Source organism: Serratia sp. MYb239, from assembly GCF_002966855.1.
GTDB classification, from domain to species: domain Bacteria; phylum Pseudomonadota; class Gammaproteobacteria; order Enterobacterales; family Enterobacteriaceae; genus Serratia_B; species Serratia_B rhizosphaerae.
On record NZ_CP023268.1, the window covers coordinates 2,855,778 to 2,869,239 of the forward strand.

At 60.2% G+C, this 13,462-nt stretch carries 11 protein-coding genes; 3 read left to right on the top strand and 8 right to left on the bottom strand.

What is annotated here, in order from left to right:
- Window positions 1-45: 45 nt before the first annotated feature.
- Together CLM71_RS13810 and CLM71_RS13815 are read right to left on the bottom strand one after the other, a co-directional pair.
- Window positions 46-1,260 (bottom strand): aspartate aminotransferase family protein, encoded by a 1,215-nt coding sequence (locus CLM71_RS13810; RefSeq protein WP_105231516.1) that lies wholly within the window; start codon window positions 1,258-1,260, stop codon window positions 46-48.
- A 549-nt stretch (window positions 1,261-1,809) separates the two neighbouring features.
- Entirely contained in the window at window positions 1,810-3,228 is a 1,419-nt protein-coding gene (locus CLM71_RS13815) for a PLP-dependent aminotransferase family protein (protein WP_105231517.1), read from the bottom strand.
- A gap of 231 nt (window positions 3,229-3,459) precedes the next feature.
- Here CLM71_RS13815 and CLM71_RS13820 point away from each other — a divergent pair, with 231 nt between their 5' ends.
- The 3 genes from CLM71_RS13820 to CLM71_RS13830 are packed head-to-tail and all read left to right on the top strand — an operon-like array spanning window position 3,460 to window position 6,028.
- Window positions 3,460-4,863 (top strand): cytochrome ubiquinol oxidase subunit I, encoded by a 1,404-nt coding sequence (locus CLM71_RS13820; protein WP_105231518.1) that lies wholly within the window; start codon window positions 3,460-3,462, stop codon window positions 4,861-4,863.
- 2 nt (window positions 4,864-4,865) lie between these two features.
- Window positions 4,866-5,873, top strand: coding sequence for a cytochrome d ubiquinol oxidase subunit II (gene cydB, locus CLM71_RS13825; RefSeq protein WP_105231519.1), 1,008 nt, complete (start codon window positions 4,866-4,868; stop codon window positions 5,871-5,873).
- Window positions 5,873-6,028: a DUF2474 domain-containing protein gene (locus CLM71_RS13830; RefSeq protein WP_370446954.1), complete on the top strand. Its 156-nt coding sequence runs from the start codon at window positions 5,873-5,875 to the stop codon at window positions 6,026-6,028. The genes cydB and CLM71_RS13830 overlap by 1 nt, the downstream gene beginning before the upstream one ends.
- A gap of 30 nt (window positions 6,029-6,058) precedes the next feature.
- On the opposite strand, the gene CLM71_RS13835 is transcribed toward CLM71_RS13830, so the two are convergent.
- The 6 genes from CLM71_RS13835 to CLM71_RS13860 all read right to left on the bottom strand — a co-directional run bounded on the left by CLM71_RS13835 (window position 6,059) and on the right by CLM71_RS13860 (window position 13,430).
- A complete protein-coding gene (locus CLM71_RS13835) occupies window positions 6,059-6,328 on the bottom strand; it encodes a hypothetical protein (RefSeq protein WP_105231521.1) in 270 nt (89 codons plus the stop codon).
- Window positions 6,328-6,552, bottom strand: a complete 225-nt coding sequence (locus CLM71_RS13840) for a hypothetical protein (protein ID WP_105231522.1) — start codon at window positions 6,550-6,552, stop codon at window positions 6,328-6,330. The genes CLM71_RS13835 and CLM71_RS13840 overlap by 1 nt, the downstream gene beginning before the upstream one ends.
- A 173-nt stretch (window positions 6,553-6,725) precedes the next feature.
- Window positions 6,726-7,403, bottom strand: a complete 678-nt coding sequence (gene narI / locus CLM71_RS13845) for a respiratory nitrate reductase subunit gamma (protein ID WP_105231523.1) — start codon at window positions 7,401-7,403, stop codon at window positions 6,726-6,728.
- A gap of 2 nt (window positions 7,404-7,405) precedes the next feature.
- Complete coding sequence (narJ, locus tag CLM71_RS13850) at window positions 7,406-8,131, bottom strand: nitrate reductase molybdenum cofactor assembly chaperone (RefSeq protein ID WP_105231524.1); 726 nt, start codon at window positions 8,129-8,131, stop codon at window positions 7,406-7,408.
- Entirely contained in the window at window positions 8,128-9,672 is a 1,545-nt protein-coding gene (gene narH, locus CLM71_RS13855; protein ID WP_105231525.1) for a nitrate reductase subunit beta, read from the bottom strand. The genes narJ and narH overlap by 4 nt, the downstream gene beginning before the upstream one ends.
- Window positions 9,669-13,430 carry a nitrate reductase subunit alpha gene (locus tag CLM71_RS13860; protein WP_105231526.1) on the bottom strand — a complete coding sequence of 1,254 codons (3,762 nt, stop codon included), beginning with the start codon at window positions 13,428-13,430 and terminating at the stop codon, window positions 9,669-9,671. The genes narH and CLM71_RS13860 overlap by 4 nt, the downstream gene beginning before the upstream one ends.
- Window positions 13,431-13,462: the final 32 nt, after the last annotated feature.

Below are 13,462 nucleotides of genomic sequence, written 5' to 3' on the forward strand. Positions count from 1 at the left end.
ACCTCTACGTCATTCGGCGGCACCGCTGACGACGCCGCCGAGAAATTAGCTGCAAATACGTGCTACCGCTCGCGCAAAGCGCGCCAGACCTTCGCGTACGTCCGCTTCCGGGATCACCAATGACGGCGTGAAGCGCACCACATTCGGCCCGGCGATCAGCGCGATCACCCCTTCTTCATTGGCATACTGGGTAATTTGTTTGGCTTTGCCGGCATAGTCCGGCTTCAGCACGCAGCCAATCAGCAGGCCGCCGCCGCGGATTTCAGAGAAAATCGGGTACTGCTGATTAATTTTATTCAGCTCCTCGATAAACCACAGATGGCGCTGCTTCACCCCGTTCAGCACTTCCGGCGTATTGATCAGCGAGAACACCGCACCGGCCACCGCCGTCGCCAGCGGGTTACCGCCGTAGGTGGTGCCGTGCGTGCCGACGCCGAGGGTTGTCGCCAGCGCATCGGTGGTCAGCATCGCGCCGATCGGGAAGCCGCCGCCCAGCGCTTTGGCGGTGGTCAGCACATCCGGTACCACGCCGTACTGCGTATAGGCGTACAGATCGCCGGTGCGGCCCATACCGGTTTGCACCTCATCGAAAATCAGCAGCGCGTTGTGGCGATCGCACAGCTCGCGCAGCCCCTGCAGGAATTCACCGTCGGCCGGCAGCACGCCGCCTTCCCCCTGAATCGGCTCGACGATCACCGCGCAGGTGCGGTCGTTAATCATTTCCGCCGCTGCGGCCAGATCGTTATACGGCGTATGGGTGATGCCGCCCGGCAGCGGCGCGAAGTCCTGCGAATACTTCGGCTGCCCGCCGGCGGAAACGGTAAACAGCGTGCGGCCGTGGAAGGCATTGTTGAAGGCCACAATCTGGTTTTTCTCGGCGCCGAACTTATCCAGCGCATATTTGCGCGCCAGCTTCAGCGCCGCTTCGTTAGCTTCCGCGCCGGAGTTACAGAAAAAGACTTTGTCGGCGAAAGTGGCGTCAATCAGCATCTTCGCCAAGCGCAGCACCGGCTCGTTGGTATAACCGTTGCCCAGGTGCCACAGTTTGCCGGCCTGCTCCACCAGCGCCGCCTTCACCACCGGATGCGCATGCCCCAGCGCGTTCACCGCAATACCGCCGGCAAAGTCGATATACTCTTTACCCTGCTGATCCCAGACGCGGGAACCCTCGCCGCGCACCAGAATAAAATCGGCGGGAGCATAAACCGGGATCATCCAGTCGTCGAAAGACTGGCGGGTAACTGCGATTGGCTGTTCCATAGTGACCTCATGACGTAAGCGAAAAACAGATTTTTGAGCCGAAGGGCCGTTTCTGCACGGTAAAGCGATACAACAATACAAAAAACCGCTCGGAATCTGATGGCGCCTGGCGATGATAATGCTCTCTTTCACCGGCGTTTGAGATACAAATCTGTTACATAAAGGCGGTTTTTTACTATATCTGTCGTGTAGCTCAGCCAGCAACGGGCCATTAATGTTAACGGACAGTTAAAATACATGCCGTCTGATAAAGAGTGTAGAGCAGTTATCGTGCCAATAGCGGATTTGGGAGGTATTTCTCATTTTTTTTCGTTAAAACAACGGCTTATATTGCATATGTATGCAAGTTTTATGCATTTGTACTGCATAAATGTAAAAACGCAGCCTGAAAACGCCATAGGCAACGAAATACTATTCATTAGCAAAAAGTTTTGTTTTTTCTGATCGCGCTCGCAAAAAATAAGCGGCCTAACGAATGTCGGCCGCCCGGCCATGCGCCATTACGGTGCAAATGCTCTATTTTGCCCCAGCAATATGGGGGGAAATTCCCTAGGATTCTGGCGACAGCTGGCGGATCAGCTCGCCGAGGGTGCGGATCGCCGCCTCCAGCCGGTCACTCCACTCAAACGAGGCGTTCAGGCGGAAACAGTGGTTGAAATGGTCGCCGGTCGTAAACATACGGCCGGGCGCAATACTGATGCCCTGCGCCAGCGCGCGCTGGTACAGCGCCATCGCCGACAGGCCCGGCGCCAGCTCCAGCCATAAAAAATAGCCGCCGTCCGGCTGGCTGACGTTGACCGTCGGGGGAAAATAATGCGCAATCGCCTGACGCATCGCGCTTTGCCGCTGCGCCAGCAGGCGACGTAAACGCCGCAAATGCGTGTCATAACCGCCGTGCAGCAAGTAATCGGCGATCGCCATCTGCATCGGTACGCTGGCGGATACGGTGCTCATCAGCTGCAGACGCTGGATCTGTGCGGCATGCCGGCCGGCGGCGACCCAGCCGACGCGAAACCCCGGCGCCAGACACTTGGAAAAGGACGAGCAGTGCAGCACCAGTCCGTCCGTGTCCAGCGCCTTGGCCGGCAGCGGCCGTTCAGCGCCAAAATAGAGCTCGCCGTAGACATCATCCTCAATCAGCGCGATCTGCCGCTGCCGCAGCAGCGCCACCAGCCGCTGTTTATTGACCTCCGGCATCGTGGCGCCCTGCGGGTTCTGGAAATGGGTCATCAGCCAGCAGGCCTTGATCGGATACTGCGTCAGCGCCTGTTCCAACGGCTCCAGTTCAATACCGTGCTGCGGATGGGTCGGTATCGCCACCGCTTTCAGCCGCAGCCGCTCCAGCGCCTGTAGCGCGCCATAAAAAGCCGGCGACTCAATGGCCACATAGTCGCCGGGTTGTGTGACAGCCTGCAGGCTAAGGCTGAGCGACTCCATCGCGCCGGCGGTAATGACAATTTCATCCGGCGCCACCTGCATGCCGCTTAACGCATAGCGCTGCGCAATATTGCGCCGCAGCGCATCATTGCCCGGCGGCAGGTTAACCAGCGAACTGTGCGGCGTGAACTTGCGCGCCACGCTGCTGAGCGCCCGCGCCAGTTTCGGCTGGGTAAACAGCGTCGCATCCGGAAACGCCGAACCGAATGGCACAATCTGCGGATCCTTGCAGGCCTGCAACACGTCGAAAATAAAGGCGTTGATATCCACCTGCTCGCTCAGCAGCAGCTTTTCACCGTGCGTCGCCTGCGGCAACGGCTGCGGCCGGGCGGCCACGTAATAGCCGGACTGCGGGCGCGCCACGATCCAGCCCTGGCTTTCCAGCAGTTGGTAGGATTGCACCACCGTCATCAGGCTGAGTCCCGCACGCCTGCCGCTTTCCCGCAGAGAAGGCAATTTATCGCCGGCGCGCCACACCCGGTTTTGGATCTGTTCGCGGATTTGCTGCGCCAATTGTTCATATCGTGTCATAAATGCGCCAAAAGAAACTGTTATAGGTAAAAGTAAAATAACTGTCACTATTATAGTCAATGTACTCCGTGTTTAACTGACCACCAAGTTTTCTTTGCTTTCCGGCGATGATTTACGGGTGATTTTTCCGCCGCCAGACGGCCATCCGAACGCGGTTTCTCGCCGGGAGGTCATTGAAAAAAACACGTCTATACTGAAGAGGTCATGTTATGTACAACCCTAGGGGGCGCTATGCTGGGTCTTGATGCACTCGAGCTTGCCAGAATACAGTTCGCCTTCACCGTATCCTTCCATATTTTGTTCCCCGCAATCACCATTGGGCTAGCCAGCTATCTGGCAGTGTTGGAAGGTTTATGGCTGAAGACACAGGACGACACTTATCGGCAGCTCTATCATTTCTGGTCGAAAATTTTTGCCGTCAACTTTGGCATGGGGGTGGTCTCCGGTTTGGTGATGGCCTACCAGTTCGGCACCAACTGGAGCTTTTTCTCCGAATTTGCCGGCAATATCACCGGACCGTTGCTCACCTATGAAGTGCTCACCGCATTCTTCCTTGAGGCCGGTTTCCTGGGGGTCATGCTGTTCGGCTGGAATCGCGTCGGCCCTGGCTTGCACTTCTTCGCCACCTGTATGGTGGCGCTCGGCACGCTGATTTCCACCTTCTGGATCCTGGCGTCGAACAGCTGGATGCAAACGCCGCAGGGCCATGAAATCATCAACGGCCAGGTGGTGCCGGTGGAGTGGCTGAAGGTGATTTTCAACCCGTCATTCCCCTACCGGCTGCTGCATATGTCCACCGCGGCGTTCCTGGCTTCCGCCTTCTTTGTTGGCGCCTCCGCCGCCTGGCACCTGCTGCGCGGACGCGATACGCCGGCAATGCGCACCATGCTGTCGATGGCGATGTGGATGGCGCTGATCGTCGCCCCTATTCAGGCGTTTATCGGCGATGCGCACGGTCTGAATACCCTTAAACACCAGCCGGCCAAAATCGCCGCCATCGAGGGACACTGGGAGAACGTCGCCGGTGAAGCCACGCCGCTGATCCTGTTCGGCTGGCCGGATATGGAGCGGGAAGAGACGCGCTTTAAGCTGGAAATTCCCTACCTCGGCAGCCTGATCCTGACCCATAGCCTGACGGAGCAAATCCCGGCGCTGAAGTCCTTCCCGCCGGAAGATCGCCCCAATTCCACCATCGTATTCTGGAGTTTCCGCGTCATGGTGGCCATGGGCCTGCTGATGATTCTGGCCGGCGTCTGGAGCCTGTGGCTGCGCTGGCGCGGCGGCCTGTACCACTCGAAGCCCTTCCTCTACTTCGTACTGTGGATGGGGCCTTCGGGGCTGATCGCCCTGCTGGCGGGCTGGTTCACCACCGAAATAGGCCGTCAGCCGTGGGTGGTCTATGGCCTGCTGCGCACCAAGGACGCGGTTTCCGCCCACGGGGAACTGCATATGAGCATCAGCCTGCTGGCGTTTATCGTGGTGTACTGCTCGGTGTTCGGCGTCGGCTACGCCTATATGATGCGGCTAATCCGCAAAGGGCCGCAGCCGCATGAAGGCGAGCAGCCGGACGACACCGAAGGCCGGCCGGCGCGTCCGCTTTCCGCGGTCAAAGAGCATCTGGACGACAGGAGTTGAACATGGGTATCGATCTTCCGCTTATCTGGTTTTTGATTATCGTGTTCAGCACCATGATGTACGTGGTGATGGACGGTTTCGATCTGGGCATCGGCATCCTGTTTCCATGGGTCAAAGACAGCAGAGACCGCGACGTGATGATGAACACCGTCGCACCGGTCTGGGACGGCAACGAAACCTGGCTGGTGCTGGGGGGCGCCGCGCTGTACGGCGCCTTCCCGCTGGCCTATTCGGTGATCCTCGACGCGCTGGCCATTCCACTGACGCTGATGCTGATCGGCCTGATTTTCCGCGGTGTGGCGTTTGAATTCCGCTTCAAGGCCACCGCCGACAAGCGTCATATCTGGGATAAGGCCTTTATTGGCGGCTCGCTGCTCGCCACCTTCTGTCAGGGTATCGTGGTCGGCGCCATTCTGAACGGCTTCCCGGTTGAGAACCGCGCCTATGCCGGCGGCCCGCTCGACTGGCTGACGCCGTTCGCGCTGTTCTGCGGCCTGGGACTGGTGGCGGCTTACGCCCTGCTCGGCTGTACCTGGCTGGTGATGAGAACCGCCGGCGAACTGCAGGCGCGTATGTACCGCCTGGCGACGCCGCTGCTGCTGGCTCTGCTGGTGATTCTGGCGCTGGTAAGCATCTGGACACCGCTGGCGCATCCGGAAATCGCCGACCGCTGGTTCAGCCTGCCGAACCTGTTCTGGCTGCTGCCGGTGCCGATTCTGGTGCTGCTGAGCGCCTGGGGCATCTGGCGCGGGGTGAATCACGACGCGCACTACTCGCCGTTTCTGCTGACGCTGTTGCTGGTGTTCCTTGGCCTGAGCGGGCTGGGCATCAGCATCTGGCCGCTGCTGATCCCGCCGTCCATCAGCCTGTGGGAGGCGGCATCGCCGATGCAGAGCCAGGGCTTTATGCTGGTAGGCGCGCTGTTCATCATCCCGATTATTCTGGTCTACACCTTCTGGAGCTACTACGTATTCCGCGGCAAGGTGAGCCATGAGCAGGGTTACCACTGATGAAGGAGGCGACGATGAAAGAGAAAGACGCCGCCCCCTGGTGGAAACGCGTCGGCTGGCTGGTGATCATCTGGAGCGCCAGCGTGCTGGGGCTGTTTGTGGTGGCGACGATTTTCCGCATGCTGATGACCGCAGCGGGGATGAAGTCGCACTGACCCCCGCCATCATCTCCCGCGCCGCCGGCACTATTTGCCGGCGGCGCCGTTCGGAAAGTAAAACGACACCACCAGCGTCACCAACGGCAATGCGCCGATTTTCAGCAGTTCGAACATCTGCCGCAGCGGCTGGTTGTCATCCCAGTAGGCATGGGCGGCAAATACGCCGGCGCTAATCACAAACAGACCGCTCAATACTTGCCTGGCCAGGCGCAACCGCTCCATTTCGTCAAATGTCGCCGTGGCGTCAAGGTACAGCGCGCCGACGTCCACCAGCTTCTCCCGCCGTTGCGCACACATTAAAACAGCCCCTGCACCTTGCCGATCACTTCCAGTTCACCGCCGTCGGTGTCGCGCACCACGGCAAGCGTGGTGCCGTCCTGCCTTAACCAATGATGGTCGGCAAGCGCCAGTAACGAAAAGGCTTTCACAATCACCTCGGTTTTGGCTAATCCATGACGTGCGGCCATGGCGTTTAAACTGTCATCAATCTCATTGGAAACCAGTAACGGCAAACGACGCATATTCCACCTCCTGTGGCCTTGGCTAAGGTGGGAAGACTGTAACGCCATTGACGTCGCTGTTCAATTAGTGAACTGCGTAACGCTTCGCAGAAGCGACAGGTTTTTCTCGGAAAATCATCGGGAAACAGCAAAGGGAAAAAAATCCGCGCTGGCAGACAGCGCGGATGGCAGGATTAACGACGGCTGCGCACCAACTGATAACGGCGGGTCAGATACTCGACCGGCGCGCTCCAGATATGCACCAGACGGCAGAACGGGAACAGCACGAACAGCGTCATCCCCAGCACCATATGCAGGCGGAAGATCAGCGCCACGCCGTCAAGGTGCTGCGACGCGCCGCCCTGGAAGGTCACCACCGCCTGCGCCCAGCCCACCAGCTTCATCATCTCGCTGCCGTCCATATGCTGGGCGGAGAACGGAATGGTCAGCAGCCCCAGACAGACCTGCACCACCAGCAGCGTCAGGATCAGAATATCGGCGACGCTGCTGGTTGCCCGCACCCGCGGGTTGGTCAGACGCCGCTTCAGCAGCAGCGCGCCGCCCACCAACGTCATCAGGCCGCAGATGCCGCCGGCGATCATCGCCAGCTTCTGCTTCACGTCGATCGGCAAAAATGCCTGATACATCCAGTGCGGCGTCAACATGCCGAACAGGTGGCCGAAGAAAATTCCCAGGATGCCGATGTGAAACAGGTTGGAGGCCAGCCGCATCCCCTTTTTATCCAGCATCTGGCTGGAGCCGGCGCGCCAGCTGTACTGGCCGTAATCGTAGCGCAGCCAACTGCCGACCAGAAAAATCGTCCCCGCCAGATACGGATAAATATCGAAGAAAAACTGATTGAGAAATTGCATGATTAGCGTCCTTTGGTTCCGGTTAACGCATCCGACAGATCGAGATACTGCGGCGCCACCGCACCGGCGAAGCGCCGCTGGTGTGCGGTTTGCTGCGCGGAAGCGCAGCCCTGCGGTTCGCCGAGAAACTTAATCTGTTCCTCTTCCCATACCGCATCCAACGCCTGCGGCGTATCATCGCGCGCCTCTGCGGCCACCTGCTGCTGCAGCGCCTGCGCCTGAATATCGCTGCCGGACAGCGCCAGCAGAATGTCGAACAGCACGCCGTATGCGCTGCTGCGCTGATGCAGGCGCGCACCCAGCAGCGCCAGAATCGGCGCGATGTCCTGCAACCCCTCGCGCGCCGCCTCATGGCTGCGGCTGGCGAGATACTCCAGATACAGCGGCAGAAAATCCGGCAGTTCGCGGCTGTCGATCTGTAACCCGTCGGCGCGATACTGCGCCATCAGGTCGACCATCGCCTGCCCGCGGTCGCGCGATTCGCCGTGCACATGCTCAAACAGCAGCAGCGAGGTGGCGCGGCCGCGGTCAAACAGCTCGCAATAGTCGGCCTGCGTGTCCAGCAGCGGGCGGGCGCACAACTCGCGGATAAACTGCATCAGCTGCGCGCTGTAGTGCAGATCCAGCTCGCAGGCCGGCTCCAGCGCCGCCAGCAGCTCATCCTGATGATCCCACAACGCCTGATCGGGATAGTCCAGCAGGCGGGCGATAATCCGTAATGTCATCATGAGGCATCCTCCGGACGCGCAGTTTTCTGCGACACGTCAATCGCATCGATACGGCGGCTGTTGAACAGGTTGAACTTACCGTCGCTGCCGTGGCAGCCGTCGCCGAAGCTGAAGCCGCAGCCTTTGCTTTCCGGGAAGGCCTCGCGCGCCAGCTCACGATGGCTGGACGGCACCACAAAGCGGTCTTCGTAGTTGGCGATCGCCAGATAGCGGTACATTTCCTGCGCCTGCGCTTCGCTCAGGCCCACCTGTTCCAGCGCGCTGGTGTCCACCACGCCGTCCACGCTTTCGGCGCGCTTGTAGTGGCGCATCGCCAGCATACGCTTCAGCGCCAGCAGCACCGGCGCGGTATCGCCGGCGGTCAGCAGGTTCGCCAGGTACTGCACCGGGATACGCAGGCTGTCGACGTCCGGCAGTACGCCGTTGTGCGCCAGCTCGCCGGCATCCGCCGCCGACTGAATCGGCGATAACGGCGGCACGTACCACACCATCGGTAAGGTGCGGTATTCCGGGTGCAGCGGCAGCGCCAGCTTCCAGTCCATCGCCATTTTGTACACCGGCGACTGCTGCGCGGCGTCGATCACGCTCTGCGGCACGCCGTCCGCCAGCGCCTGGGCAATCACCGCCGGATCGTGCGGGTCGAGGAAGATATCCAGCTGGCTCTGATACAGATCCTGCTCATTTTCCGTCGCCGCCGCCTGTTCGATACGGTCGGCGTCATACAGCAGCACGCCCAGGTAGCGGATACGCCCGACGCAGGTTTCCGAACAGACGGTCGGCTGGCCGGCCTCGATGCGCGGGTAGCAGAAAATACATTTCTCCGACTTGCCGCTTTTCCAGTTAAAGTAGATTTTCTTGTACGGGCAGCCGGTCAGACACATGCGCCAGCCGCGGCACTTGTCCTGGTCAATCAGCACAATGCCGTCTTCGCCGCGCTTATAGATAGCGCCGCTCGGGCAGGTCGCCACGCACGCCGGATTCAGACAGTGCTCGCACAGGCGCGGCAGATACATCATGAAGGTGTTTTCAAACTGGCCGTACATCGCCTTTTGCATATTGGCGAAGTTTTTATCCTGCGAGCGCTTTTCAAACTCGCCGCCGAGGATCTCTTCCCAGTTCGGGCCGTTCTCGATCTTCTTCATGCGCTGGCCGGTGATCAACGAGCGCGGCCGGGCGATCGGCTGCTGCTTGCCCTGCGGCGCGGTATGCAGATGCTGGTAGTCGTAATCAAACGGTTCGTAGTAATCATCCAGCGCCGGCACGTGCGGGTTGGCGAAAATCTTCGACAGCACGCCGACGCGGCTGCCCATGCGCGGCTCCAGTTTGCCGTTGATTTTGCGGATCCAGCCGCCTTTCCATTTGTCCTGATCTTCCCAGGCGTGCGGATAGCCGACGCCCGGCTTACTTTCCACGTTGTTGAACCACGCGTATTCCATACCTTCGCGGCTGGTCCAGACGTTCTTACAGGTGACCGAACAGGTATGACAACCGATGCATTTGTCCAGATTCAGCACCATGCCGACTTGCGAACGAATTTTCATTTGGCTTTCTCCTGCTGGCTGCCCTGGGTGTCGTCGTTACCTTCGCCATCCAACCAATCGATACGGTTCATCTTGCGCACGACCACAAACTCATCGCGGTTGGAGCCGACGGTGCCGTAGTAGTTAAAGCCATAGCTCAGCTGCGCATAGCCGCCGATCATATGCGTCGGTTTCGGGCAGACGCGGGTGACCGAGTTGTGGATACCGCCGCGCTGGCTGGTGATCTCTGACCCCGGAATATTCACGATGCGCTCCTGCGCGTGGTACATCATGGTCATACCGCCCGGAATGCGCTGGCTGACCACCGCACGGGCGGTCAGCGCGCCGTTGGCGTTGAACGCCTCAATCCAGTCGTTATCGGCAATGCCCAGATCGGCGGCGTCCTCCTCGCTCATCCAGACGATCGGCCCGCCGCGCGACAGCGTCAGCATCAGCAGGTTGTCGCTATAGGTGGAGTGGATACCCCATTTCTGGTGCGGCGTCAGGAAATTCAGCGCCTTCTCTTTATTGCCGTTCGGCTGCCGGTTAAGCAGCGGCTGCGCGGCGCGGGTGTCGATCGGCGGACGGTAGACCAACAGGCTCTCGCCAAAGGCGCGCATCCACTCGTGATCCTGATAAAGCTGCTGACGGCCACTGAGGGTGCGCCACGGGATCAGCTCGTGCACGTTGGTGTAGCAGGCGTTGTAGGAGACGTGCTCGTCTTCCAGACCGGACCAGGTCGGGCTGGAAATAATCTTGCGCGGCTGGGCCTGAATATCACGGAAGCGAATCTTTTCATCTTCCTTGTTCAGCGCCAGATGCGTGTGATCCCGGCCGGTGATGTTGCTGAGCGCCTGCCAGGCTTTTACCGCCACCTGGCCGTTGGTCTCCGGCGCCAGCGACAAAATCACTTCCGCCGCGTCAATCGCACTATCGATCTTCGGCCGGCCGGCCGCCGGGCCGTCGGTCTTCACGTAGTTCAGCTGTTTCAGGAAATCGATCTCCGTCTGGGTGTTCCAGCTGATGCCCTTACCGCCGTTGCCGAGCTTGTCCAGCAGCGGGCCGAGCGAGGTAAAGCGCTCATAGGTAGCCGGATAGTCACGCTCAACCACCATGATGTGCGGCGCGGTTTTGCCCGGAATAAGGTCGCATTCGCCTTTTTTCCAGTCCTGTACGCCCAGCGGCTGCGCCAGCTCGGCGGCGGAGTCATGCTGGATCGGCAACGTCACCACGTCGGTTTCCTGCCCTAGGTGGCCGACGCACACCTCAGAGAAGGCCTTGGCGATGCCCTTGTAAATTTCCCAGTCGCTCTTCGACTCCCAGGCCGGATCGACCGCCGCCGACAGCGGATGAATAAACGGATGCATATCCGAGGTATTCATGTCGTCTTTTTCATACCAGGTGGCGGTCGGCAGCACGATGTCGGAATAGAGGCAGGTGCTGGACATGCGGAAATCGAGCGTCACCACCAGATCCAGCTTGCCTTCGCCGCCCTGATCCTGCCACTCCACGTCCTGCGGTTTAACGCCGCCCTGCTGTCCCAAATCCTTGCCCTGAATACCGTTTTCCGTCCCCAGCAGGTACTTCAGCAGGTATTCATGGCCTTTACCGGAGGATCCCAGCAGATTGGAGCGCCAGACGAACAGGTTGCGCGGGAAGTTCTGCGGGTTGTCCGGTTGCTCGGCGGCAAAACGCAGCGCCCCCTGCTTCAGGCTGTCGACGGTGTAATCCAACGGCGATTGTCCAGCCGCGGCCGCCTGCGCCGCAATCCGCAACGGGTTGGTGTTCAACTGTGGCGCGGACGGCAACCAGCCCATACGTTCGGCGCGCACGTTGAGATCGATCAGGCTGCCGCTGAAGCGGGATTTATCCGCCAGCGGCGACAGCAGTTCCTCGGTAGCGACGGTTTCATAACGCCACTGGCTGGAGTGGTTGTAGAAGAATGAGGTGCCGTTCATCTGGCGCGGCGGTCGCTGCCAGTCGAGGCCGAAGGCCAGCGGCAGCCAGCCGGTCTGCGGCCGCAGCTTCTCCTGGCCGACGTAGTGCGCCCAGCCACCGCCGCTCTGGCCGACGCAGCCGCAGAAGATCAGCATATTGATCAGACCGCGGTAGTTCATATCCATGTGATACCAGTGGTTCATACCGGCACCGACGATGATCATGGAACGACCGTGGGTTTTCTCGGCGTTCTCGGCAAATTCACGCGCGATGCGGATGATGTGATGACGGGAAACGCCGGTAATCTGCTCCGCCCACGCAGGGGAATAGGCCTTGATGTCGTCATAGCCGGCGGCGCAGTTGGCGTCGTCCAGCCCGCGATCGAGGCCGTAGTTCGCCAGCGTCAGATCGTAGACGCTGGCCACCAACGCCTCGCTGCCGTCCGCCAGCTGCAGACGTTTCACCGGCAGCTTATGGCGCAGCACCTGCTCCAGCGCCACGCTGTTGAAGTGTTCGCTTTCCGCGCCGCCAAAATACGGGAAACCGACCTCGGCCACCTCATCGTGTGACCCCAGCAGGCTCAGCTGCAGCTCAACCTCCTGCTGCGCCTGGCCGGCGCGCTGCTCCAGGTTCCATTTACCCTGCTCGCCCCAGCGGAAACCGATCGCCCCCTGCGGCGCCACCAGTTGGCCGCTCTTTTCATCCAGCGCGACGGTTTTCCACTGCGGATTGTTGTCCTGCCCCAGCGCGTCCACCAGATCGCTGGCGCGCAGCATGCGGCCGGCGGCGTAATAACCCTCGTCGCGCGGCTCCAGCAGCACCAGCATCGGCATATCGGTATAGCGGCGCACGTAATCGCGGAAATAGCCGACCTGACGATCCAGATGAAACTCTTTCAGCATCACATGGCCCATCGCAAGCGCCATGGCGCTGTCGGTGCCCTGCTTCGGATTCAGCCACTGGTCGCAGAGTTTCGCCACTTCGGCGTAGTCCGGCGTCACCGCCACGGTTTTGGTGCCCTTGTAGCGCACCTCGGTAAAGAAGTGGGCGTCCGGCGTGCGGGTCTGCGGCACGTTGGAACCCCAGGCGATAATATAGGAGGAGTTATACCAGTCGGCGGATTCCGGCACGTCGGTCTGCTCACCCCAGGTCATCGGCGACGCGGGAGGTAAATCGCAGTACCAGTCGTAGAAGCTCAGACAGGTGCCGCCGATCAGCGACAGGTAACGCGCGCCGGACGCGTAGGACACCATCGACATCGCCGGGATCGGCGAAAAACCGATAATACGGTCTGGGCCGAAGGTTTTTGCGGTATAGACGTTGGAGGCGGCAATCAGTTCGTTCACCTCCTGCCAGCTGGAACGCACAAAGCCGCCGCGGCCGCGGGCGATTTTATAGCTCTTGGCCTTGTCCGGATCGCTGACGATAGCGCCCCAGGCCTCGACCGGATCGCTGTGCTGCGCCTTGGCTTCACGCCACAGTTTCAGCAGGCGTTTGCGCATCAGCGGATATTTCAGGCGGTTGGCGCTGTACAGATACCAGGAGTAGCTGGCGCCGCGCGGGCAGCCGCGCGGTTCGTGGTTCGGCAAGTCGGGGCGGGTACGCGGATAGTCGGTCTGCTGGGTTTCCCAGGTCACCAGACCATTTTTCACGTAGATCTTCCAGCTGCACGAACCGGTGCAGTTGACGCCGTGGGTCGAACGCACGATTTTGTCGTGCTGCCAGCGGCTGCGGTAGCCGTCTTCCCAATCTCGGTTGCTGTCAAGCGTCTGGCCATGTTCGCCAGAGAACGGTTCCGCCAGCTGTTTAAAGTAGCGGAACCGGTCTAAAAATTTGCTCATCCGGAGTTCTCCTGAAGGCTCTTATCGTTATT

Bases quoted from the DNA above. Each gene is read 5' to 3' on its own strand.
- narI (WP_105231523.1), bottom strand. From the start codon at position 7,403: ATGCAATTTCTCAATCAGTTTTTCTTCGATATTTATCCGTATCTGGCG.
- CLM71_RS13810 (WP_105231516.1), bottom strand. From the start codon at position 1,260: ATGGAACAGCCAATCGCAGTTACCCGCCAGTCTTTCGACGACTGGATG.
- CLM71_RS13835 (WP_105231521.1), bottom strand. From the start codon at position 6,328: ATGTGTGCGCAACGGCGGGAGAAGCTGGTGGACGTCGGCGCGCTGTAC.
- CLM71_RS13860 (WP_105231526.1), bottom strand. From the start codon at position 13,430: ATGAGCAAATTTTTAGACCGGTTCCGCTACTTTAAACAGCTGGCGGAA.
- cydB (WP_105231519.1), top strand. From the start codon at position 4,866: ATGGGTATCGATCTTCCGCTTATCTGGTTTTTGATTATCGTGTTCAGC.
- CLM71_RS13815 (WP_105231517.1), bottom strand. From the start codon at position 3,228: ATGACACGATATGAACAATTGGCGCAGCAAATCCGCGAACAGATCCAA.
- narJ (WP_105231524.1), bottom strand. From the start codon at position 8,131: ATGATGACATTACGGATTATCGCCCGCCTGCTGGACTATCCCGATCAG.
- CLM71_RS13820 (WP_105231518.1), top strand. From the start codon at position 3,460: ATGCTGGGTCTTGATGCACTCGAGCTTGCCAGAATACAGTTCGCCTTC.
- CLM71_RS13840 (WP_105231522.1), bottom strand. From the start codon at position 6,552: ATGCGTCGTTTGCCGTTACTGGTTTCCAATGAGATTGATGACAGTTTA.
- CLM71_RS13830 (WP_370446954.1), top strand. From the start codon at position 5,873: ATGAAGGAGGCGACGATGAAAGAGAAAGACGCCGCCCCCTGGTGGAAA.
- narH (WP_105231525.1), bottom strand. From the start codon at position 9,672: ATGAAAATTCGTTCGCAAGTCGGCATGGTGCTGAATCTGGACAAATGC.